Origin of the sequence: Streptomyces sp. NBC_00273 (genome assembly GCF_036178145.1) — a bacterium.
In the GTDB taxonomy this organism is placed as follows: Bacteria; Actinomycetota; Actinomycetes; order Streptomycetales; family Streptomycetaceae; genus Streptomyces.
In genome coordinates this window covers 6,975,555-6,997,181 of record NZ_CP108067.1, presented here as the reverse complement: position 1 = coordinate 6,997,181, position 21,627 = coordinate 6,975,555, and the positions used below count along the sequence as shown (strand labels likewise).

Below are 21,627 nucleotides of genomic sequence, written 5' to 3'. Positions count from 1 at the left end.
CACCCCCTTCGTGGACCGGTCAGGTCAGCGCTTGCCCGCCTCCGGGGCCTTGGCCTCGGCCTTGGCCTCGGCCCCGGCCTCGGCGGGAGCGTCCTTCGTGAGGACGGGTGCCACGGCCTTGGTGGGCTCGGCGGCGTCCGCGTCGGCCGGAGCCGCGGCGTCGCCGTCCTTGCCGCCGGAGGTGTCCGGCTCGACGACCGACTCGCGGCCCGGCCGCAGCTTCGCCGACAGCACCAGGTAGACGACCGCGAGGACGAAGACGACGATCGAGGTCCAGACGTTCAGCCGGACGCCCAGGATGTGGTGCGCCTCGTCGACGCGCATGTACTCGATCCAGCCGCGGCCGACGCAGTACGCGGCGACGTACAGGGCGAAGGCCCGTCCGTGGCCGAGCGTGAAGCGGCGGTCGGCCCACAGGACCAGCAGCGCGACGCCGATGCACCACAGCGACTCGTACAGGAAGGTCGGGTGGTAGGTCCCGGCGTCCCGGTTCGGGCCCGCGCTGATCTCCACGGCCCACGGGAGGTCGGTGGCCCGGCCGTACAGCTCCTGGTTGAACCAGTTGCCCCAGCGTCCGCAGGCCTGGGCCAGCGCGATGCCGGGGGCCAGGGCGTCGGCCCAGGCCGGCAGCGGGATCCCGCGCAGGCGACAGCCGATCCAGGCGCCCACCGCGCCGAGCGCGATGGCGCCCCAGATGCCGAGTCCGCCTTCCCAGATCTTGAAGGCGTCGACCCAGTTGCGGCCCGCGCCGAAGTAGAGCTGGTAGTCGGTGATCACGTGGTAGAGGCGCCCACCGACCAGGCCGAAGGGCACGGCCCACACGGCGATGTCCGCGACCGTGCCCGGCTTTCCGCCGCGCGCGATCCATCGCTTGTTGCCGAGCCAGACGGCGACGAAGACGCCGATGATGATGCAGAACGCGTAGCCGCGGAGCGGGATCGGTCCGAGATGGATCACGCCGGTCGACGGACTGGGGATGTAAGCAAGGTCCATGGCAGACATGACGCTACCTTGCCGGGCGGTGCGCACCGCAACCCGCCCGGCAAGACGAAACCAAATCCAGACCTGGAACGGGCCGCGGTCAGTCCTGCGGGGACCCGCTGGAGGAGCCGTTGGAGGTCCCGCCGGTGGACCGGTTCGAAGACCCGTCGGACGACCCGCCCGATCCCGTACCCGATCCCGTACGCGAGGCCGACGGCGATGCCTTGGCCCCGGTCTTCGCCCCGGATCCGGGGGTCGCGCTGCTCGACGGTGAGGCCTTCCCGGCCCCCGCCCCGGCGCCGGCTCCGGCGGCCGCGCCCCCCGAGCCCTTGGCTGCGGCTTCCACCTGTTCCTTCAGCTTCTGCGGGGTCACCTGGTTGGCCTGGTCGGACAGGATGTCCTTGCCGTTGAGCAGCACGGTCGGGGTGCCCCGGAACTGTCCGGTGGTGAAGGCGGCGTCCGACTTGGCCACCCAGCTGTTGTGCGTGCCGTCCTCGACGCACGAGCGGAACTCGGGGGTGTCCAGCCCGTCGACCTTGCCCGCCAGTTCCAGCAGCTTGGCGTTCTTGCCGAAGGCGTCGTCGATCTCCTGCGGCTGGTTCTGGAAGAGGAGGTCGTGGTACTCGGTGAACTTGCCGGCGTCCTGCGCGCAGGCGGCCGCGTTGGCCGCCTTCAGCGAGCCGCTGCCGCCCATCCTCCGGTCGATGAGCGTCACCAGGTGGTAGTCGACCTTGAGCAGCCCCTTGGCCTCCAGGTCGTGGATGACGTCGCGGTAGTTGTCCTCGAAGAACTTGCAGGAGGGGCAGCGGAAGTCCTCCCACACGGTGAGGGAGGACTTCGCCTCGGGCTTGCCCGCCTGGATGGCGAGGGCGTCCTTCCCGGTGGCGCCGGAGGGGGCGACCACCGGGCCCGCCTTGGCGGAGCCGTCCTTGCCGGTGTTGGCGGCGATCACGCCGACGACGGTCGCCAGGCCGAGGACGCCGACCACCGCCGCCGCCACGACGAGGGTCCGCCGGCGCTTGTCCCGGGTCTTCTGCCGCTCGCGCTCCACGAGGAGTCGTTCCCTGGCCGATCGTTTCGTCGCATCGCGGTTCGCACCGTCGTTCTTCTCGCTCACGTTCCGCCAAACGAGGCAGGGAGGCACTCGCGTGCCTCCCTGCCCGCACTTCCACCCGATCGGACTACTGGGGGCACCTCCCAGCGTTGGCTGGGGCCCGATCAGACGTCCGTGGCCGTCATCGAACGCGCGTCAGCTCCGGCGCACGCCTTCCGCGAGCTCGCCGGCGAGCGCCCGTACGGCGTCCAGTCCGGCCGGCAGGTCCGGCGCGTCCAGGAGCAGCTTCACGAAGGCCGAGCCGACGATCACGCCGTCGGCGAAGCCCGCGACCTCCTTGGCCTGTACGGCGTTGGAGACGCCGAGCCCCACGCAGACCGGGAGCTCGGTGGTGGCGCGGGTGCGCCGGACCAGGTCCTGGGCCTGGTTGCCGACGGACTCGCGGGTGCCGGTGACTCCCATGAGGGAGGCTGCGTAGACGAAGCCGGAGCCGGCCGCCGTGATGGTGGCCAGGCGGGCGTCCTTGCTGCTGGGAGCCACGACGAAGACGGTCGCCAGACCGTGCTTGTCCGCGTGCTCGCGCCACAGTGCGGACTCCTGCACCGGCAGGTCGGGCAGGATGCAGCCGGCACCGCCCGCCGCTGCCAGCTCGGCAGTGAACCGCTCGACGCCGTAGCGGTCGATGGGGTTCCAGTAGGTCATCACCAGGACCGGGGCCCCGGTCGCCTCGTGCGCCTCGCGGACCGTGCGGATCACGTCGGCGATCTTGACGCCCCCGCGCAGGGCGATGTCGTCGGCGGTCTGGATGATCGCGCCGTCCAGCACCGGGTCGCTGTGCGGGAGGCCGATCTCGACCACGTCCGCCCCGCCCTCGATGACGGCCTTGACCGCCTCGATGGCGCCGTCGACCGTCGGGAAGCCCGCCGGCAGGTAGGCGACGAGGGCCGCGCGGTCCTCGGACTTCGCCTTGGCGAGGGTGTCGCTCAGCAGCTGGAGGTTTCCGGTGCTCACTTGTTCTCCCCCTCGCCGTCGTACAGCCCGAAGTAGCGGGCCGCCGTGTCCATGTCCTTGTCGCCGCGACCGGACAGGTTGACGACCAGCAGGCCGTCCTTGCCCAGCTCCTTGCCCAGGTCGAGGGCGCCCGCGAGGGCGTGCGCCGACTCGATCGCCGGGATGATCCCCTCGGTGCGCGAGAGCAGGCGCAGGGCCTGCATCGCCGCGTCGTCGGTGACCGCGCGGTACTCGCCGCGGCCGGAGTCCTTGAGGTAGGAGTGCTCGGGGCCGATGCCCGGGTAGTCCAGGCCGGCCGAGATGGAGTACGGCTCGGTGATCTGGCCCTCCTCGTCCTGGAGGACGTAGGAGCGGGAGCCGTGCAGGATCCCGGGCTCGCCGGCGGTCAGCGTCGCCGCGTGCTCGCCGGTCTCGACGCCGTGCCCGGCGGGCTCGAAGCCGACCAGGCGGACGTCGGCGTCCGGGATGAAGGCGTGGAAGAGGCCGATGGCGTTGGAGCCGCCGCCGACGCAGGCCGCGACGGCGTCCGGCAGGCGGCCGGCGCGCTCCAGGATCTGGCGGCGGGCCTCGACGCCGATGACCCGGTGGAAGTCGCGGACCATGGCCGGGAAGGGGTGGGGGCCGGCGACCGTGCCGAAGAGGTAGTGGGTCCGGTCCACGTTGGCGACCCAGTCGCGGAACGCCTCGTTGATCGCGTCCTTGAGCGTCCGGGAACCGGACTTCACGGCGATGACCTCGGCGCCCAGCATGCGCATGCGGGCGACGTTGAGGGCCTGGCGCTGGGTGTCGATCTCGCCCATGTAGATGGTGCAGTCGAGGCCGAAGAGCGCGCAGGCGGTGGCGGTGGCCACGCCGTGCTGCCCGGCGCCGGTCTCGGCGATGACGCGGGTCTTGCCCATGCGCTTGGTGAGGAGCGCCTGGCCCAGCACGTTGTTGATCTTGTGCGAGCCAGTGTGGTTCAGGTCCTCGCGCTTGAGGAAGATCCGGGCGCCGCCGGCGTGCTCGGCGAAGCGGGGCACCTCGGTGAGGGCGCTCGGGCGGCCGGTGTAGTTGACCATGAGGTCGTTGAGCTCGGCCGCGAAGGACGGGTCGCCCTTGGCCTTCTCGTACTCGACGGCGACCTCGTCCACGGCGGCGACGAGCGCCTCCGGGATGAACTTGCCGCCGAAGTCACCGAAGTAGCCCTCGGCGTTGGGAACGTGACCCTCCGGGTCCGGAATGAAGAACTCGCTGGACATGTCCAGTGCTCCTACGGGTGCGAGATGCGGCGGGGTGGATTCACCGTATTGCGCCGCCCGCCCGTGCCGCGGACACCCCGCTGGGGGATGTCGTGCGTACGGTGCGGGGCGGCCCGCGTCCGGAGCCGGCGGCCCGGGACGGCAGGCCGTACGGAAGCTGCGCGCGGCGCGGTACGTCTCGCGTACCGGGCCGCGGCGGCCCTCGTTACAGCGCGCCTCCGCGGCGCCATCGCATGCCGTTGACCTGACCGGGCTCGGAGCCGATCACGTACCGGACCCGCCGCCCGTGCACGCGCCGGGCCGGGGCGCGGCAGCCGCGGGGGCGGCAGCCGCGCGCCAGGGGCGCGTGCGCCGTCGGCACGCCGTCCGGGCGGGAGCCCGGCCGGGTGCGGACGCAGGAGCGGTCGTGGGTCATGGGTGCGGGTCAGCTCCGCCCGTGGCGCAGGGCGGGGTGGGCGCCGGCGGCGACGAGGTCGGCCACGGCCGCCTTCGGGTCGCGGCCGGTCACCAAGGACTCCCCGACGAGGACGGCGTCGGCGCCCTCGTTGGCGTAGGCGATCAGGTCGTGCGGGCCACGGATGCCGGACTCGGCGATCTTGACGATGTGGTCCGGGATCTCGCCGACGACGCGCTCGAAGGTGGAGCGGTCGACCTTGAGGTCCTTGAGGTTGCGGGCGTTGACGCCGATGATCTTGGCACCGGCGGCGACCGCACGCTCCACTTCCTCCTCGTCGTGGACCTCGACGAGCGGGGTGAGACCGATGGACTCGGCCCGCTCGATGAGGGAGACGAGGGCCTCCTGTTCCAGGGCCGCGACGATCAGCAGGGCGAGGTCGGCGCCGTAGGCGCGGGCCTCCCAGAGCTGGTACGCCGTGACGATGAAGTCCTTGCGCAGGATCGGGATGTCCACGCGGGCGCGGACGGCCTCCAGGTCGGCCAGCGAGCCGCCGAATCGGCGCTGCTCGGTGAGGACGGAGATGACCGCCGCACCGCCAGCCTCGTAGTCAGCGGCGAGCCCGGCCGGATCGGCGATGGCGGCCAGCGCGCCCTTGGAAGGGCTGGAGCGCTTGACCTCGCAGATCACCTTGACGCTGTCGCCGCGCAGGGCAGCGACGCCGTCCTTGGCCTGGGGCGCCTTGGCGGCACGCTCCTTGAGCTCGTCGAGGCTCACGCGGGCCTGCCGTTCGGCAAGGTCTTCGCGGACCCCTTCGATGATCTCGTCGAGCACACTCACGCGAGCGGCCCCCTTCCGGGTCGATGACGGTCGGCCGCCTTGCAGACGAGTACAACAGCAAGGTCGGCATTCAAATGGTATCCGTAGGAGGCGTTGCCCTCCGCACTCGGTTGACGTCGTCCCAGTAACTGGACATTCGGAATCCGTGCTTCATAGGGCCTGGCCAGGGGGCTCAGGGCGCCAGCGCGGAGCCGAAAGAGAAATTTCGAACAAGGGCGAAGACCAGCGCCAGTGCACCCAGCGCCCACCAGTGCTTCGGACGCAGCACGATCCTCGGGGTCGGCCCGCCGCGGAACGCGCGGACCAGCCACAGGGCCATGAAGGCGGCGAAGACGAAGTAGCCCGCGACCGCGAGCGCGTTCGCCCCGAGCGCGGTGACCAGATCGCCGTTCGCGAAGGCGTGCGCGCTGCGCAGCCCGCCGCAGCCCGGGCACAGGGCGCCCGTCAGCCGGAACAGCGGGCACACCGGGTAGTGGCCGGGCTCGTTGGGGTCCACCGCGCCCACGTACGCGAAGGCGGCGGTGACCCCGGCCAGGTAGGACAGCGGGACGGCGAGCCGCCGTACCCGGGACGGGGACGGCCGCCCGGCGGGCCGCCCCGGCTCCGCGGGCACGGGCGCCGGTGACGGCGGGGCATCGGGGGTACGAGAGGCGTCCACCTGCTGATTCTCTCCGCTCATGACAAAAGGCGCAGCCCGGCGGGGCCGCGCCTTTCGGCTGCGTTGCGTGGGACCGCGTCGCTGCGGACCGCGTCGCTCGCTCGCTCAGACCTTGGCGGGAACCTTGGACGCGGCGATGACCTCGGCGAGGTCCTTGTGCGCGGCCTTCGGCGCGCCCATGCCCGCGGCCTTCATCCCCAGGCCGACGACACCGCCGAGCGCGACGACGACGAGTCCGGCCCAGAAGCCGAGCGGGTTCGCGAGCACCATGAAGGCGCCGGAGATGCAGAAACCGATGAAGGCGATGATGACACCGGTCCAGGCGGCCGGGGTGTGTCCGTGGCTAGTGCCCGCCATGAGTTGCTCCTCGTTGCTCTGTCGCGCTGCTGTGTCGAACGTGCGGTCTGTGTCGGACGTTCGGCGACCATTGTCCCGCACCGGGCGGCTTCGCCGTCCAGGGGGGGTCGGGTCTGTGGGCCCGGTCTGTGGGCCCGGTCAGTGGGCCCGGTCGGCGCCCGGGTCGGTGGTCGGGTCCTCGCCGCGGTCCAGAGCCTTCCACAGATCTTCCGGCCGGTCCGGATCAACCGCCGCGACAGTCCGGGCGCGCGGGCTGCCGTCACGCTCGTAGCGGCCTCCCATGGAGGGCCAGCTCCGGCCGAAGCGCAGGGCCAACACACCGGCCGCCAGGATCAGGACCGCGCCGGCGGCCGTGACGTAGGGCCAGGTCGTCTGGGTGAGCCCGGCCACGTGCGCGGCGCTGTCGGCGGTCGTGCGGGCGGCCTGCGCGTCCAGGGCGCTGCGGCCGTCGGCGCCGAAAACGGCCGACAGGGTCGCGCCCAGGCCGCTGAGCGCGAGCAGCCCCGACACCAGCAGCCGGCTCCGGCCGCGTACGGCGAAGACGGCGACCAGTGCGGCGAGGCCCACGATGGCCAGCGCCGCGGGGAGGCCGGTGACGGCCCGCCCGTCGGCGGCCAGCTGGAGCGAGTCGCTGCCGATGGCGGCGGTGCCCCGGGCCCAGGTCCGGCCGGAGGCGAGCAGGACGACGGTGGCGCCGAGGGCGCCGAGCAGCAGGGCGACGGCCACGCTGCGGCGGCCGCCGCGGCCGTCGGGAGCCTCGGGCTCGGACTGGGCGTCGGCGTCGTTTCGGGGCGGGGGTACGGCACTCACGTACCCCACTATCCCCTACGCCCTCAGGAGCCGTGGAGGCGGTTCGCCGCTCCCACCGCGCGCAGCACGGCGGCCGCCTTGTTGCGGCACTCGTTGTCCTCCAGCTCGGGCACCGAGTCCGCGACGACACCGGCTCCGGCCTGCACGTACGCCGTGCCGTCGCGCAGCAGCGCGGTGCGGATGGCAATCGCCGTGTCGGAGTCCCCGGCGAAGTCCAGGTAGCCCACGCAGCCGCCGTAGAGACCGCGGCGGGAGGGCTCCAGCTCCTCGATGATCTGCATGGCGCGCGGCTTGGGCGCCCCGGAGAGGGTGCCGGCCGGGAAGCAGGCGGTGAGCACGTCGAAGGCGGTCTTCCCCTCGGCCACGCGCCCCGTCACGGTGGAGACGATGTGCATGACGTGGGAGTAGCGCTCGATCGACATGAAGTCGACGACCTCCACCGATCCCGGCTCGCAGACCCGGCCGAGGTCGTTGCGGCCCAGGTCGACGAGCATCAGGTGCTCGGCCCGCTCCTTGGGGTCGGCCATCAGTTCGTCGGCGAGGTCGTTGTCCTCCTGCGGGGTCGCGCCCCGGTGGCGGGTGCCGGCGATGGGGTGGACCATGGCCCGCCCGTCCTCGACCTTGACCAGCGCCTCGGGGCTGGAGCCGACCACGTCGAAGCCGTTCTCGAAGCGGAAGAGGTACATGTACGGGGACGGGTTGGTGGCCCGCAGCACCCGGTAGACGTCCAGGGCGGAGGCCCGGCACTCGGTCTCGAACCGCTGCGAGGGCACCACCTGGAAGGCTTCGCCGGCCCGGATGCGTTCCTTGATGTCCTCGACGGCCGCCTGGTACTTCTCGCCGCCCCACAGGGCCGAGAACTCGGGCAGCTCGGAGGCGGGCAGCACGGCCGGCACGTAGGGGGCGGGCCGCGCGAGGTCGGCCTCCATCGCGTCGAGGCGGGCCACGGCGTCCGCGTACGCCTCGTCGACCCCGGAATCGAGGTCGTTGTGGTTGATGGCGTTGGCGATGAGCTGGACGGTGCCGTCCCAGTGGTCCATGACCGCCAGGTCGGAGGTGAGCAGCATGGTCAGCTCGGGCAGCTCCAGGTCGTCGGCGGTGTGCTCGCCGATGCGCTCCAGGCGGCGGACGATGTCGTAGCCGAGGTAGCCGACCATGCCGCCGGTGAAGGGCGGCATGCCGCCCGCGAGGTCGCGGGGGGTGTGCAGGGCCTCGACGGTGGCGCGCAGGGCGTCGAGGGGGTCGCCGTCGGTGGGTACCCCGACGGGCGGGGTGCCGATCCAGTGCGCGCGGCCGTCCCGGGCGGTCAGGGTGGCGTCGCTACGGACCCCGATGAAGGAGTACCGGGACCAAGAGCGGCCGTTCTCGGCGGACTCCAGGAGGAAGGTGCCGGGGCGTTCGGCTGCCAGCTTGCGGTAGAGCCCGACGGGGGTGTCCCCGTCAGCCAGCAGCTTGCGGCTCACGGGGATGACGCGGCGGTCGGCCGCGAGCTTGCGGAACGTCTCAAGATCCATTTCGGGGACCCTACCTAGTCGGCTGCGCGGAGGAGGACATCTTCGTCGAAACAGGTGCGCGCCCCGGTGTGGCAGGCCGCTCCGACCTGGTCGACCTGGACGAGCACGGTGTCGGCGTCGCAGTCGAGCGCGACGGACTTCACGTGCTGGAAGTGGCCGGAAGTGTCCCCCTTCACCCAGTACTCCTGGCGGCTGCGGGACCAGTAGGTGCAGCGTCCGGTGGTCAGGGTGCGGTGCAGGGCCTCGTCGTCCATCCAGCCGAGCATGAGCACCTCACCGGTGTCGTACTGCTGGGCGATGGCCGGGACCAGCCCGTCCGCGGAACGCTTGAGGCGTGCGGCGATGGCGGGGTCGAGGTTGCCGGAGCGGGGGGACGTACTCATGTGGACATTGTGCCGGGCCGGGGCGGGGGTAATGATCCGCGTCCGCCTGATGAACGGGTGCTGGGCGGGTTCCCGCCGTAGGCTGGCCCGCATGTCTACCCATGCGAAGCGTGAACGCCTGCTCCTGGCGGACCTGTTGGAGGCGGCCGGTCCGGAGGGCCCCACGCTGTGCGCCGGCTGGACCTGTCGGGACCTGGCCGCGCACGTGGTGGTCCGCGAGCGGCGGCCCGACGCGGCGGGCGGCCTGCTGCTGAACGTGCTGAAGGCCCGCCTGGACAAGGCGATGGAGGAGTACACGGCCAAGCCGTACGAGGAACTGATCCAGCTGATCAGGACCGGCCCGCCGAGGATGTCGGTGTACGCGCTGAAGCAGATCGACGAGGCGGCGAACGCGGTCGAGTTCTACGTCCACGCGGAGGACGTCCGCCGGGCGCAGCCGGACTGGTCCCCGCGGGAGCTGGACCCGGTCTTCTCGGACGCGCTGTGGTCCCGGCTGGAGAAGCTGGCACGCCTGACGGGCCGCCGCTCGCCGGTGGGCCTGGTGCTGAGGCGTCCGGACGGGCGGACGGTGGTGGCGCACAAGGGTGCGCCGGTGGTGACGGTGACCGGCGAACCGGGGGAGCTGACGCTGTTCTGCTTCGGCCGGCAGGCGTCTGCGTCGGTGGCGCTGGACGGCGAGAAGGAGGCCGTGGCCAAGCTGACGGTGGCCGAACTGGGCATCTGACCCGGCGGGCCGTCCTCCTGGGGCGGAGCCCCAGGAGGACGGCCCGCACCCGGAGGACGACCCGCACCACCCGGCCAGGGCAAGGTCAGCGGACCGGGTGGCCCGCTTCGCGGAGGGCGGACTTGACCTCCGAGATGCGCAGGTCGCCGAAGTGGAAGACCGACGCCGCCAGGACCGCATCGGCACCCGCCTCGATCGCCGGGGCGAAATCGGCGAGGCGGCCCGCGCCGCCCGAGGCGATCACCGGGACCGTGACGTGCCGCCGCACCGCCGCGATCATCTCGATGTCGTAGCCGTCCTTGGTGCCGTCCGCGTCCATCGAGTTGAGCAGGATCTCGCCCGCGCCCAGTTCGGCCGCCCGGTGCGCCCACTCGACCGCGTCGATGCCGGTGCCCTGCCGACCGCCGTGCGTGGTGACCTCGAAGGTCCCGGCGGCGGTGCGGCGCGCGTCCACGGACAGGACGAGGACCTGCCGGCCGAAGCGCTCCGCGATCTCCTGGATCAGCTCGGGGCGGACGATGGCGGCGGTGTTCACGCCGACCTTGTCCGCTCCCGCCCGCAACAGCTTGTCGACGTCGTCGGCCGTGCGGACGCCGCCGCCCACCGTGAGCGGGATGAAGACCTGCTCCGCGGTGCGGCGCACCACGTCGTACGTGGTCTCGCGGTTCCCGGAGGACGCGGTGATGTCGAGGAAGGTCAGCTCGTCGGCGCCCTCGGCGTCGTACAGCTTGGCCATCTCCACCGGGTCACCCGCGTCGCGCAGGTTCTGGAAGTTGACGCCCTTGACGACCCGGCCGTTGTCCACGTCCAGGCAGGGGATCACGCGTACGGCGAGGGTCATTCCGCCACCGCCTTGAACGCCTCGACCTCCACCTCGACGACCATGCTGGGGTCGACGAAGCCGGAGACGATGAGCATCGTCGCGGCCGGGCGGACCGCGTCGAAGAGTTCCTTGTGGGCGCGGCCCACCTCGTCCACGTCCCGGGCGTGCGTCAGGTACATGCGGGTGCGCACGACGTCCTCGGGGCCGAGGCCGGCCTGGGCGAGGGCCTTGAAGGCGACGCCGAAGGCGGCGACGGTCTGGTCGTACGGGCCGCCCGCGTCGGCCGCGGTGCAGCCGGAGACGAGCACGAGCCCGTTCGGCAGCTGCACGGCGCGGGAGTAGGCGATGACGTCCTCGTAGGGGCCGCCGGAGGAGATGCGGCGTACGGCGTCGGAACTCATGCGGAGACCACCTTCAGGGCTTCTTCCAGGGTGAAGGCCTTGGCGTACAGGGCCTTGCCGACGATCGCGCCCTCGACGCCCAGCGGGACCAGTTCGGACAGCGCCCGCAGGTCGTCGAGCGAGGAGATGCCGCCGGAGGCGACGACGGGCCGGTCGGTGGCGGCGCAGACGTTCTTCAGCAGCTCCAGGTTGGGGCCGGTCAGCGTGCCGTCCTTGCCGATGTCGGTGACGACGTACCGGGCGCAGCCCTCGGAGTCCAGGCGGGCGAGGGTCTCGTAGAGGTCGCCGCCCTCGCTGGTCCAGCCGCGGCCCTTGAGGGTGGTGCCGCGTACGTCGAGGCCGATCGCGATCTTGTCGCCGTGCTCGGCGATGGCCTTGGCGGCCCACTCGGGGGTCTCCAGGGCGGCGGTGCCCAGGTTGACGCGGGTGCAGCCGGTGGCGAGGGCCGCGGCGAGCGAGGCGTCGTCGCGGATGCCGCCGGAGAGCTCGACCTTGATGTCCATGGCGCGGGTGATCTCGGCGACCAGGGCGCGGTTGTCGCCGGTGCCGAAGGCGGCGTCCAGGTCGACCAGGTGCAGCCATTCGGCGCCGGAGCGCTGCCAGGCGAGGGCCGCGTCCAGCGGGGAGCCGTAGGAGGTCTCGCTGCCGGAGACCCCGTGCACGAGGCGGACGGCCTGTCCGTCGCGGACGTCGACCGCGGGCAGGAGTTCGAGCGTGGGTGCGGTCATCACAGGGTCTCGATCCAGTTGGTGAGGAGCTGGGCGCCGGCGTCGCCGGACTTCTCGGGGTGGAACTGCGTGGCCCACAGGGCCCGGTTCTCCACCGCCGCCACGAAGCGCTCGCCGTGGGTGGCCCAGGTGACCTTGGGGGCGCGGATCAGCGGGTTGGTGATTTCGAGGGTCCAGTCGCGCGCCGCGTAGGAGTGCACGAAGTAGAACCGGGCGTCGGCGTCCAGGCCCTTGAAGGCCTGGCTGTCGGCGGGTGCCTCGACGGTGTTCCAGCCCATGTGGGGGACGATCGGGGCCTTGAGCGGGCCGACCGTGCCGGGCCACTCGTCGAGGCCCTCGGTCTCGACGCCGTGCTCGATGCCGCGCTCGAAGAGGATCTGCATGCCGACGCAGATGCCCATGACCGGGCGGCCGCCGGAGAGCCGGCGCCCGATGATCCAGTCACCGCGGGCGTCCTTGAGGCCCTGCATGCAGGCGGAGAAGGCGCCTACGCCGGGGACGAGGAGTCCGTCGGCGTCCATGGCCTTGTCGTAGTCGCGGGTGATCTCGACGTTCGCGCCGACGCGGGCGAGGGCCCGCTCGGCGGAGCGGACGTTTCCGAAGCCGTAGTCGAAGACGACGACGTTCTTGGTGGGGCGGACAGCGCTCATTCCCAAATTCCCTGGATTCGCAGGACTCCGGCGGCCAGACACATCGCGGAGGCCAGAGCGAGCAGAATGACGACCGACTTGGGCATCTTCTGCTTCTGGAAGGAGTAGACGCCCCCGGCCAGGAACAGGCCGAGGACGATCAGGATGGTGTTCAGGCCGTTCACGGCTAGAGGGCGCCCTTCGTGGAGGGCAGGATGCCGGCCGCGCGCGGGTCGAACTCGGCGGCGTAGCGCAGCGCCCGGGCGAGGGCCTTGAACTGGCACTCCACGATGTGGTGGGCGTTGCGGCCGTACGGGACGTGGATGTGCAGGGCGATCTGGGCCTGCGCGACGAAGGACTCGAAGATGTGCCGGGTCATCGTCGTGTCGTACGTGCCGATCATCGGCGCCATGTTCTCGGGCTCGGTGTGCACGAGGTAGGGGCGGCCGGACAGGTCGACGGTCACCTGGGCGAGGGACTCGTCGAGCGGCACGGTGCAGTTGCCGAAGCGGTAGATGCCGACCTTGTCGCCGAGGGCCTGCTTGAAGGCGGCGCCCAGCGCGAGCGCGCTGTCCTCGATGGTGTGGTGGCTGTCGATGTGCAGGTCGCCCTCGGTCTTGACGGTGAGGTCGAAGAGGCCGTGGCGGCCGAGCTGGTCGAGCATGTGGTCGTAGAAGCCCACGCCCGTCGAGACGTCGACCTGGCCGGTACCGTCGAGGTTTATCTCGACGACGACCGAGGTCTCCTTGGTGGTCCGTTCGACCCGTCCGATGCGGCTCATGCGTGCTGCTCCTTGTTCAGTGCGCGAACCGCTTCCAGGAACGCGTCGTTCTCCGCCGGGGTGCCCGCGGTGACCCGCAGCCATCCCGGTACGCCGTTGTCCCGGACCAGGACGCCCTGGTCGAGGATCTTCTGCCAGGCGGTGTGCGAGTCCTCGAACTTCCCGAACTGGATGAAGTTCGCGTCGGAATCGGTGACCTCGAAGCCGATGGCCCGCAGTTCGGCGACCAGGCGGTCGCGCTCGGCCTTGAGCTGCTCGACGTAGCCGAGCAGGGTGTCGGTGTGTTCCAGGGCGGCCAGTGCGGTGGCCTGGGTGACGGCCGACAGGTGGTACGGCAGGCGCACCAGCTGGACGGCGTCGACGACGGCGGGGTGCGCCGCCAGGTAGCCCAGGCGCAGACCGGCGGCGCCGAAGGCCTTGGACATGGTCCGGGAGACCACCAAGCATGGGCGACCCTCGATGAGGGGCAGCAGCGAGTCGCGGTGGCTGAACTCCACGTACGCCTCGTCGACGATCACCAGGGAGGCCGAACCTCGATCGGCACGCGCCGCCTGCGCGGCCTCGTAGAGGGCGAGGACCGTCTCGGCCTCGACCGCGGTGCCCGTGGGGTTGTTGGGCGAGGTGATGAAGACGACGTCGGGTGCGTTCTCGGTGATCGCCTGCTCGGCCGCCTCCACGTCGATCGTGAAGTCCTCGCGGCGCGGGCCGGAGATCCACCCGGTGCCGGTGCCGCGGGAGATCAGCGCGTGCATCGAGTAGGAGGGCTCGAAGCCGAGCGCGGTGCGGCCGGGTCCGCCGAAGGTCTGCAGCAGCTGCTGGATGACCTCGTTGGAGCCGTTGGCGGCCCAGACGTTCTCCCGCGCGACCGGGTGCTTGCCGGTACGGGTGAGGTAGGCGGCCAGCTCGGTGCGCAGCTCGACCGCGTCCCGGTCGGGGTAGCGGTTGAGGGTGCGGGCCGCCTCGGAGACGCGCTCGGCGATGCGCCGCACGAGCTCCTCGGGCAGCTCGTACGGGTTCTCGTTGGTGTTCAGCTGGACGGGCACGTCGAGCTGCGGGGCGCCGTACGGGCTCTTGCCGCGCAGCTCGTCCCGGATGGGCAGGTCGTCGATGCCGAAGCTCACGGGGTGGGGACCTTCCATCCGAAGCGCGCCTTCAGGGCGGCGCCGTGCGCGGGCAGGTCCTCGGCCTCGGCCAGCGTCACCACGTGGTGGGTGACCTCGGCGAGGGCGTCGCGCGTGTAGTCGACGATGTGGATGCCGCGCAGGAAGGACTGCACGGACAGGCCGGAGGAGTGGCAGGCGCAGCCGCCGGTGGGCAGCACGTGGTTCGAGCCGGCGCAGTAGTCGCCGAGGGAGACCGGGGCCCACGGGCCGACGAAGATCGCGCCGGCGTTGCGGACGCGGGCGGCCCAGGCGGCGGCGTCGGCGGTCTGGATCTCCAGGTGTTCGGCGCCGTACGCGTCGACGACCTTGAGGCCGTCCTCCAGGCTGTCGACCAGCACGATCGCGGACTGCTTGCCGGCGAGGGCGGGCTTGATCCGGTCCTCGACGTGCTTGGTCGCGGCGACCTGCGGCTCCAGCTCCTTCTCGACGGCGTCCGCGAGCTCCGCGGAGTCCGTGACGAGCACGGCGGCGGCCAGCGGGTCGTGCTCGGCCTGGCTGATCAGGTCGGCGGCGACGTGCACCGGGTCGGCCGTGGAGTCGGCGAGGACGGCGATCTCGGTCGGGCCGGCCTCGGTGTCGATGCCGATCTTCCCGGTGAAGTAGCGCTTGGCGGCGGCGACCCAGATGTTGCCGGGGCCGGTCACCATGTTGGAGGGGAGGCAGTCCTCGGTCCCGTACGCGAACATCGCCACGGCCTGCGCACCGCCCACCGCGTACACCTCGTCCACGCCGAGCAGCGCGCACGCGGCGAGGATCGTCGGGTGCGGCAGGCCGCCGAACTCCTTCTGCGGCGGGGACGCGAGCGCGATCGACTCGACGCCCGCCTCCTGGGCCGGCACGACGTTCATGACGACGGAGGACGGGTACACCGAGCGGCCGCCCGGGGCGTACAGCCCCACGCGCTCGACCGGAACCCACTTCTCGGTCACGGTGCCGCCGGGGACCACCTGGGTGGTGTGCTCGGTGCGGCGCTGGCCCCGGTGCACGATCCGGGCGCGCCGGATCGACTCCTCCAGGGCGGCGCGGACGGCCGGGTCCAGCTCTTCCAGGGCGGCCTTGATGGCCTCCGCGGGTACCCGGACCTGCGAGAGCTCGACCCCGTCGAACTTCTGCGCGTACTCGATCAGCGCCGCCGTGCCACGATGATGGACGTCCTCGCAGATGGGCCGCACCTTCTCCAGGGCGGCCGCTACGTCGAACTCGGCACGGGGCAGCAGGGAGCGCAGGGCGCCGCCCTCGGGGAGGGCGTCACCGCGCAGGTCGATACGAGAGATCACCTCACAATTCTCTCAGACCGCTTCGCGCCACCGTTCGCCCGTATCACTGGCTGATACGGGCCACGGATGTCACAGGCGCCCGATAGCGTTCCCCTACACGTAACTGACAGCGGAGGGGGGCCGCCGTGACCGAGGCGCGCACGGACGAGGAACCGGCGGATCTCACCGCTTCCGAACGCCGCATGTGGGACGCGTACCGCACGGGCAGCATCTGCGATCTCAGCGCCCGCGCCGCCGACCGCGACGATCCGCACGCCGAGCACGTCTGGGGGCCCGAGCGCAGTGTCCGCGCCCGGGTGGTCGCCCGGCTGCTGCTGCACGGTCCGCCGCCCGTGCCGGGCCGGGTGGCCTCGCTCAAGCTGCGCGGGGTGCGGATCAGCGGGCGGCTGGAACTGTCCGGTGGCGCGGTCGCCCCGTACGTGGAGCTCCAGTCCTGCCGCTTCGACAGCGAGATCCAGCTGTCCGAGGCCCGCTTCGGCACGCTGCGCCTGATCAACTGCGCGATACCCCGGCTGGAGGCGGCCCGGCTGCACACCGAGGGCGATCTGCACCTGCCGCGCTGCCGGGTGGCGCGCGGGATCCGGCTGACCGACGCGCAGATCGGCACCGACCTGCTGGTCAGCCAGGCCGTGGTGCAGCGGGACAACAAGGGCCGGGCGATCGCCGCGGACGGGATGTCGGTGGCGCAGGACTTACAGGGGGAGCTGCTGGAGACGTACGGGGAGGTGAGCCTGCGCGGCGCCAAGGTCGGCGTGTCGATGAACCTGCGCGGGGCCCGCCTGCGCAACCCGCAGGGGCGGTTCGCACTGAACGCCCCGCAGCTGACCGTCGAGCGGACCCTGTACCTGACCTCCATCGCGCTGGACTACGCGGCGTACGGGGGCTCCTCCACTCCCCCGTACGGGCTGGGGCCGACGCCCACCCGGGGCCGGCGGGCCCAGCACTTCGAGTGCCGGGGCGGGCTGCGGCTGGACGACGGCCGCTTCGGCGACGCCATCGACTTCTACGGGGCGCGGTTCACGCTCACCCCCGAGCAGGAGATATCCCTGCGCCGGATCCAGACCCCCGAGTTCCGGTTCGTCGGCGAGCGGCCGGAGCAGGGCCGGGTGGTGGTGTCCGGGGCCAAGGTGGTGAAGCTGGTCGACACCTCCACGAGCTGGCCGGGCCCGGGCGGGCTGTCCATCGAGGGGTTCGTCTACGAGAACCTCGCGCCCCGCGGGCACTTCCCGCTCTCCCGCCGCCTGGAGTGGGTGGCGGCGGCCACTCCCGAGTACTCGCCGGAGCCGTACGAGCGGCTGGCCGCCGTACTGCGGGCGAGCGGCGAGGACCAGGACGCCCGCGAGGTGCTGCTGGCCAAGCAGCGGCGGCGCCGGGCCACGCTGCCGCTCGGGCCGAAGGCGTGGGGGTACCTCCAGGACTGGACGGTGGTCTACGGCTACCGGCCGGGCCGGGCCGCCCTGTGGATGGCGGTGCTGTGGGCGGCGGGGGCGCTGCTGTTCTCCCAGCTCCACCCGCCGGCGATCAAGGAGGACGAGCATCCGCAGTGGAGCGCCGCCCTGTACGCGCTGGATCTGCTGCTCCCGGTGATCGACCTCGGTCAGCAGGGTCAGTGGAAGCTGGAGGGCGGCTGGCAGTGGGGGGCGGCGGGCCTGGTCGTCATGGGCTGGATCCTGGCCACGACGGTGGCGGCGGGGGCTTCCCGGCTCCTGCGGCGGGGGTGACGGCGGCGGGGGTCGTCCGGCGGATGGGGCACGTGACGCCGTCCGCCCCTCAAACGCCGGACACCCTCGGTGGCCCGGGCGATTACCCTGTGCGTCGTGACCACCGTTCGCCTGCCCCTCTTCCCGCTGAATTCGGTGCTGTTCCCGGGACTCGTCCTGCCGCTGAACATCTTCGAGGAGCGTTATCGCGCCATGATGCGCGAGCTGCTGAAGACGGGCGAGGACGAGCCGCGCCGTTTCGCGGTCGTCGCGATCCGCGACGGCCGGGAGGTCGCGCCGACCGCGCCCGGCCTGCCGGACCAGACGTCCCTGCCCGAGCGGGGCCCGGCGGCGGGCTTCGGCCCCGACCCGATCCAGGCCTTCCACCGAGTGGGTTGCATCGCCGACGCGGCGACCGTCCGGGAGCGGGAGGACGGCAGCTTCGAGGTCCTGGCGACCGGTACGACGCGGGTCCGGCTGATCTCGGTCGACGCCTCGGGCCCCTTCCTGACGGCGGAGCTGGAAGAGCTCCCGGAGGACGCGGGCGACGGCGCGGGCGTCCTGGCCGAGGGCGTGCTGCGGGCCTTCCGCAACTACCAGAAGCGGCTGGCCGGGGCCCGCGAGCGGTCCCTGACGGGCGCGGAGCTCCCCGACGAGCCCTCGGTGGTCTCCTACCTGGTGGCAGCGGCGGCGGTGCTGGACATCCCGGCGAAGCAGCGGCTGCTCCAGGCCCCGGACACCGCGACCCGGCTGGCGGAGGAGCTGAAGCTGCTGCGTACGGAGACGGCGGTGATCCGTCACCTGCCGTCCCTGCCGGCGGTGGACCTGACCCGTGCCCCGACGAGCCCGAACTGAGTACACACCGATGGCGAAGAAGTCCAAGCAGGCGGCGGGCACCCCGGCGATCGTCGCCCTGACGGCAGCGGGCGTGCCGTTCACCACGCACGCGTACGAGCACGACCCGGCCCATCCCTCGTACGGGGAGGAGGCGGCGCAGGCGCTCGGCGTCTCGCCCGCCCAGGTCTTCAAGACCCTGGTCGCGGACGTGGACGGGGTCCTGACGGTGGCGGTGGTCCCGGTCTCCGGGTCACTGGACCTGAAGGCCCTGGCGACGGCGGTCGGCGGCAAGCGTGCGGCGATGGCCGACCCGTCCCTGGCGGAGCGCACCACGGGCTACGTCCTCGGCGGCATCTCCCCGCTGGGGCAGCGCAAGCGCCTGCGCACGGTGATCGACGCCTCTGCCTCGGCGCACCCCACGATCTGCTGCTCGGCGGGCCGCCGCGGCCTGGAGATCGAACTCTCCCCGTCGGACCTGACCACCCTCACCTCGGCCACCCTGGCCCCGATCGCCCGTCAGAACTAGCCCCACCAGCGCCTGAGGCGCGGGGTCCGGAACGGAGCCCGCCTCTCCCAGCCCCGCCGGCGCCTGAGGCGCGGGGTCCGGGGCGGAGCCCCGGGAAAACGGTGAAAGGGCGGGGCGGGGACCAGCTCCGCGCAGCGGCCCGCCCGCACCACCCCGGCGGGGTCAGGCGCGGGGGGCCTCCGGCGCCGACGGAGCGGCATCGGCGGGCGGCGTCGCCGACGTCGGTGCCTGGTAGAACCCCGACCGGCCGAACACGGGCTCGGGATCCGGATCCCGCGGCGTCCACAACGCGGTCAGCCCCAGGTGCACCACCACGGCGGTCATCGGCCACACCAACAGCGCCCCGTGCGCGAGCAACTCCAGCGGCGCGTCGAACGGAACCCCCTTGCCCGCCTGCTTCGCGGCCGCGACCAGGTCCGACGACGGTCCCAGCCACAGCCCGAACCGCCACCCCACCACCGCTCCGAAGCAGGCCCCGACCGCCAGCCCGATCACCAGCGGCACACCGCCGGCCCGGCGCCACAGGAAGGTGCCGACGGCGGTGAGCGCGCCCAGCCCCAGCGACAGCAGGAAGAAGGTGCCGTCGGAGGCGATCCGCGCCTCGCTCTCGCTGTTGCGCAGGAACACGGCCTCCCCGTTGGAGACGTACTGCACCCGGGGGGCGAGCCACAGCCACAGCAGGCCGAGGAGCAGTCCGGCCGCCCCGACGAGCAGGGCGACGACGGCCCCGTCCCGGACGTCCTCCGGGGTGATCGCCCCGGAGGCGGCTCCCGGCTTCTCGGTCGGGAGCGACGGCGGGTCGAGGGGGGACTGCGGGGTCACGGCTTCGGTCACCCCCACATCGTGCCAGGTGCGCTCGGCCGCGGCGTCGGCGGACCGTGTCAGCGGACGGCCGCCCGGCGGTACGCCCAGGTCGCGACGGTGAGCGAGAGGACCCCGACGGCCCCGCACACGCCCAGGTCGAAGGCGACGGCGGCCCAGTCCGGTTCCGGGGCGAAGGTACGGGCGAACGCCTCGACGCCGTACGTGGACGGCAGCAGGTCCCGGGCCCACACGATCAGCTCCGGCATCCGCTCCGGCGGCAGCACCCCGAGCAGCAGCGCCGCCGACATGCCGAGCTGCCCCGCGAGGGTGGCCAGCTCCTGCCGCGGTGCCAGCAGTCCCAGCGCCGCGCCGAGCCCGGCCAGCGCGGCCCCGGCCAGCGGTACCACCGCGGCCAGGATCCACAGCCCGCTCATCGGCAGCCCGAACAGCAGGCAGCCGAAGACGGCGGTGACCAGGGTGCCCGGCAGCGTGAAGGAGGCGTACGCGGCGGCCGCGCCCAGCACCACCGATGCGGGCGGCACGGGCAGGGTGGCGTAGTGGTCGAGCCCGCCGCCGGCCCGCAGCTGTCCGAAGTACTGGGCGAGCAGGTTCAGGGCGACGAAGGCGACGACGAGCACCGAGGAGCCGGCGACGACGGCGCGGGCCTCCGAGCCCCCGTCGACCACGCCCCGCATCAGGATCATGATCCCGACGGACTGGAAGGTGGCGACGAACAGCAGCGGGATCCGGGCCACCCGGGCCCGGGACAGCTGGGCCCGGTAGACGGCGGCCAGGGCGGGGAAGAACCGCGCGCCGGGCGCCAGCGGCGCGGGCTGCGGCGCCCGTGCAGGCCCGTCAGAGGCGCCCGCGGGCGCGGTGCCCACAGCGGGTGCGGGCACGGCTTCGGGCGCGAGCACGGCCCGGCCGGCCCCCGTGGAACGGTCGCTCACGACTTCACCAGCCCCTTCGTCTTGCCGCCGAGGGCCAGGTACACGTCTTCCAGGCTGGGGGTCGCCAGGGTGAAGTCGTCGAGCGCCGCGAAGGCCGGGCCCCCGGTGACCGAGGCCACCGCCGCCCTCGCCTCGTCCGGCGCCAGCCGGAGCACCCAGCGGCGCCCGGACCGGGCGGCCCGGGTGCGCAGCCGGGCGACCTCCGGGACGTCCAGCGGAGCGCCCTCGCGCCAGACCAGCTCCAGCCGGACCTCGCCCGAGACCGTGGCCTTCAGTCCGGCCGGGGTGTCGCAGGCGATGACCTTGCCCTGGTCGATGACGGCGACCCGGTCGAGGACGGTCTCGGCCTCGATGACGTTGTGGGTGACGAGCAGGACCGTCGCGCCGTGCTGCGCGCGCCGCCGGTCGACGGCGGACCACACGGCCCGCCGGGCGACCGGGTCCATGCCGGTGGTGGGCTCGTCGAGGACCAGTACGGGCCGCTCCCCCACCAGCGCGGTGGCGAAGCAGGCGAGGCGGCGCTGGCCGCCGGAGAGTTTCTTCAGGGGCCGTCCGGCGATCGGGGTCAGCCCGAGCTCCTCCAGTACGGCGTCGCGCGCGGCTCGGGCGGCGCGGACGCCCTGCCCGCGCAGCCGCGCGGTGGTCTCGGCGGCCAGCCCCACGGTGAGCTCGTCCAGGGCGGTGGACTCCTGCCCCAGGTAGGCGAGCAGCCGGGAGGCCCGCTCGGGGTGGCCCACGAGGTCGTGGCCGAGCAGGGTCACCGAGCCGGAGTCCGGTCGCATCAGGCCGGTGAGCTGGCGGACCAGCGTGGACTTGCCGGCGCCGTTGGGGCCGAGCAGGCCGAAGATCTCGCCGCGCCGGACGTCCAGGCAGATCCCGTCGTTGGCTCGGGTCTCGGGCAGGGCGGGAGCCCCGCGCCGGCCGCGTACCGCGGGATACGTCTTGACCAGGTCACGCACCGCGAAGATGACGTCAGGCGCCGCTCCCGCGGCCGCCGCCGTGCCTTCTCGCGCCTGTGCTGTGCCCGTACTCACGAGGGAGCAG

Annotated in this window: 26 protein-coding genes; 4 read left to right on the top strand and 22 right to left on the bottom strand. The window is 72.7% G+C overall.

The window, feature by feature from the left end; translation table 11 throughout:
- Positions 1-24: 24 nt before the first annotated feature.
- The 11 genes from lgt to hisI form a co-directional block, all read right to left on the bottom strand.
- Positions 25-993 carry a prolipoprotein diacylglyceryl transferase gene (gene lgt / locus OG386_RS31165; RefSeq protein ID WP_328793428.1) on the bottom strand — a complete coding sequence of 323 codons (969 nt, stop codon included), beginning with the start codon at positions 991-993 and terminating at the stop codon, positions 25-27.
- An 88-nt stretch (positions 994-1,081) separates the two neighbouring features.
- Positions 1,082-2,098, bottom strand: a complete 1,017-nt coding sequence (locus OG386_RS31160) for a DsbA family protein (protein ID WP_328790844.1) — start codon at positions 2,096-2,098, stop codon at positions 1,082-1,084.
- 132 nt (positions 2,099-2,230) lie between these two features.
- Positions 2,231-3,046 (bottom strand): tryptophan synthase subunit alpha, encoded by an 816-nt coding sequence (gene trpA, locus OG386_RS31155; RefSeq protein WP_030011541.1) that lies wholly within the window; start codon positions 3,044-3,046, stop codon positions 2,231-2,233.
- Positions 3,043-4,284, bottom strand: coding sequence for a tryptophan synthase subunit beta (gene trpB, locus OG386_RS31150; RefSeq protein ID WP_327385971.1), 1,242 nt, complete (start codon positions 4,282-4,284; stop codon positions 3,043-3,045). The genes trpA and trpB overlap by 4 nt, the downstream gene beginning before the upstream one ends.
- Before the next feature lie 205 nt (positions 4,285-4,489).
- The gene (gene trpM / locus OG386_RS31145; RefSeq protein ID WP_327385970.1) at positions 4,490-4,699 is read right to left on the bottom strand and encodes a tryptophan biosynthesis modulator TrpM; all 210 of its coding nucleotides are present in this window, start codon (positions 4,697-4,699) and stop codon (positions 4,490-4,492) included.
- 9 nt (positions 4,700-4,708) lie between these two features.
- The gene (gene trpC / locus OG386_RS31140; RefSeq protein ID WP_109782100.1) at positions 4,709-5,518 is read right to left on the bottom strand and encodes an indole-3-glycerol phosphate synthase TrpC; all 810 of its coding nucleotides are present in this window, start codon (positions 5,516-5,518) and stop codon (positions 4,709-4,711) included.
- Positions 5,519-5,690: 172 nt separating this feature from the next.
- Entirely contained in the window at positions 5,691-6,197 is a 507-nt protein-coding gene (locus tag OG386_RS31135) for a DUF2752 domain-containing protein (protein WP_328790843.1), read from the bottom strand.
- A gap of 84 nt (positions 6,198-6,281) precedes the next feature.
- On the bottom strand, positions 6,282-6,533 hold the full coding sequence (locus tag OG386_RS31130) for an HGxxPAAW family protein (protein ID WP_030773215.1): 252 nt from the start codon (positions 6,531-6,533) through the stop codon (positions 6,282-6,284).
- Positions 6,534-6,671: 138 nt separating this feature from the next.
- The gene (locus OG386_RS31125; RefSeq protein WP_328790842.1) at positions 6,672-7,352 is read right to left on the bottom strand and encodes a TIGR02234 family membrane protein; all 681 of its coding nucleotides are present in this window, start codon (positions 7,350-7,352) and stop codon (positions 6,672-6,674) included.
- 14 nt (positions 7,353-7,366) lie between these two features.
- Positions 7,367-8,857 (bottom strand): anthranilate synthase component I, encoded by a 1,491-nt coding sequence (locus tag OG386_RS31120; RefSeq protein ID WP_328790841.1) that lies wholly within the window; start codon positions 8,855-8,857, stop codon positions 7,367-7,369.
- Positions 8,858-8,871: 14 nt separating this feature from the next.
- Complete coding sequence (gene hisI / locus OG386_RS31115) at positions 8,872-9,240, bottom strand: phosphoribosyl-AMP cyclohydrolase (RefSeq protein WP_327735003.1); 369 nt, start codon at positions 9,238-9,240, stop codon at positions 8,872-8,874.
- Between the two features lie 91 nt (positions 9,241-9,331).
- On the opposite strand from hisI, the gene OG386_RS31110 reads away from it, so the two are divergent.
- The gene (locus tag OG386_RS31110) at positions 9,332-9,964 is read left to right on the top strand and encodes a TIGR03085 family metal-binding protein (protein WP_328790839.1); all 633 of its coding nucleotides are present in this window, start codon (positions 9,332-9,334) and stop codon (positions 9,962-9,964) included.
- An 85-nt stretch (positions 9,965-10,049) separates the two neighbouring features.
- Here OG386_RS31110 and hisF read toward each other — a convergent pair whose 3' ends face one another.
- The 8 genes from hisF to hisD are packed head-to-tail and all read right to left on the bottom strand — an operon-like array spanning position 10,050 to position 15,766.
- Positions 10,050-10,805, bottom strand: a complete 756-nt coding sequence (gene hisF / locus OG386_RS31105; protein WP_328790838.1) for an imidazole glycerol phosphate synthase subunit HisF — start codon at positions 10,803-10,805, stop codon at positions 10,050-10,052.
- A complete protein-coding gene (locus OG386_RS31100; protein WP_328790837.1) occupies positions 10,802-11,188 on the bottom strand; it encodes a RidA family protein in 387 nt (128 codons plus the stop codon). Before OG386_RS31100 ends, hisF begins: the two co-directional genes overlap by 4 nt.
- Positions 11,185-11,916: a bifunctional 1-(5-phosphoribosyl)-5-((5-phosphoribosylamino)methylideneamino)imidazole-4-carboxamide isomerase/phosphoribosylanthranilate isomerase PriA gene (priA, locus tag OG386_RS31095; RefSeq protein WP_328790836.1), complete on the bottom strand. Its 732-nt coding sequence runs from the start codon at positions 11,914-11,916 to the stop codon at positions 11,185-11,187. Before priA ends, OG386_RS31100 begins: the two co-directional genes overlap by 4 nt.
- A complete protein-coding gene (gene hisH, locus OG386_RS31090) occupies positions 11,916-12,566 on the bottom strand; it encodes an imidazole glycerol phosphate synthase subunit HisH (RefSeq protein WP_030009965.1) in 651 nt (216 codons plus the stop codon). The genes priA and hisH overlap by 1 nt, the downstream gene beginning before the upstream one ends.
- Complete coding sequence (locus OG386_RS31085) at positions 12,563-12,730, bottom strand: hypothetical protein (protein WP_030724515.1); 168 nt, start codon at positions 12,728-12,730, stop codon at positions 12,563-12,565. Before OG386_RS31085 ends, hisH begins: the two co-directional genes overlap by 4 nt.
- A gap of 2 nt (positions 12,731-12,732) precedes the next feature.
- On the bottom strand, positions 12,733-13,326 hold the full coding sequence (hisB, locus tag OG386_RS31080; protein ID WP_030009963.1) for an imidazoleglycerol-phosphate dehydratase HisB: 594 nt from the start codon (positions 13,324-13,326) through the stop codon (positions 12,733-12,735).
- A complete protein-coding gene (locus tag OG386_RS31075) occupies positions 13,323-14,465 on the bottom strand; it encodes a histidinol-phosphate transaminase (RefSeq protein WP_327385961.1) in 1,143 nt (380 codons plus the stop codon). The genes hisB and OG386_RS31075 overlap by 4 nt, the downstream gene beginning before the upstream one ends.
- A complete protein-coding gene (gene hisD, locus OG386_RS31070; protein WP_328790835.1) occupies positions 14,444-15,766 on the bottom strand; it encodes a histidinol dehydrogenase in 1,323 nt (440 codons plus the stop codon). Before hisD ends, OG386_RS31075 begins: the two co-directional genes overlap by 22 nt.
- 125 nt (positions 15,767-15,891) lie before the next feature.
- Between hisD and OG386_RS31065 the strand changes: the two genes are divergently transcribed.
- From OG386_RS31065 to ybaK, 3 genes are all read left to right on the top strand, one after another.
- On the top strand, positions 15,892-17,487 hold the full coding sequence (locus OG386_RS31065; RefSeq protein WP_406738723.1) for an oxidoreductase: 1,596 nt from the start codon (positions 15,892-15,894) through the stop codon (positions 17,485-17,487).
- Positions 17,488-17,583: 96 nt separating this feature from the next.
- The gene (locus OG386_RS31060; protein ID WP_189736164.1) at positions 17,584-18,321 is read left to right on the top strand and encodes an LON peptidase substrate-binding domain-containing protein; all 738 of its coding nucleotides are present in this window, start codon (positions 17,584-17,586) and stop codon (positions 18,319-18,321) included.
- A 10-nt stretch (positions 18,322-18,331) separates the two neighbouring features.
- Complete coding sequence (gene ybaK, locus OG386_RS31055) at positions 18,332-18,829, top strand: Cys-tRNA(Pro) deacylase (protein WP_328790834.1); 498 nt, start codon at positions 18,332-18,334, stop codon at positions 18,827-18,829.
- Between the two features lie 162 nt (positions 18,830-18,991).
- Here ybaK and OG386_RS31050 read toward each other — a convergent pair whose 3' ends face one another.
- The 3 genes from OG386_RS31050 to OG386_RS31040 form a co-directional block, all read right to left on the bottom strand.
- Positions 18,992-19,663, bottom strand: a complete 672-nt coding sequence (locus OG386_RS31050; RefSeq protein ID WP_328790833.1) for a hypothetical protein — start codon at positions 19,661-19,663, stop codon at positions 18,992-18,994.
- Positions 19,664-19,710: 47 nt separating this feature from the next.
- The gene (locus OG386_RS31045) at positions 19,711-20,517 is read right to left on the bottom strand and encodes an ABC transporter permease (protein ID WP_328793427.1); all 807 of its coding nucleotides are present in this window, start codon (positions 20,515-20,517) and stop codon (positions 19,711-19,713) included.
- A gap of 62 nt (positions 20,518-20,579) precedes the next feature.
- Positions 20,580-21,617 (bottom strand): ABC transporter ATP-binding protein, encoded by a 1,038-nt coding sequence (locus tag OG386_RS31040; protein WP_405786913.1) that lies wholly within the window; start codon positions 21,615-21,617, stop codon positions 20,580-20,582.
- Positions 21,618-21,627 lie beyond the last annotated feature (10 nt).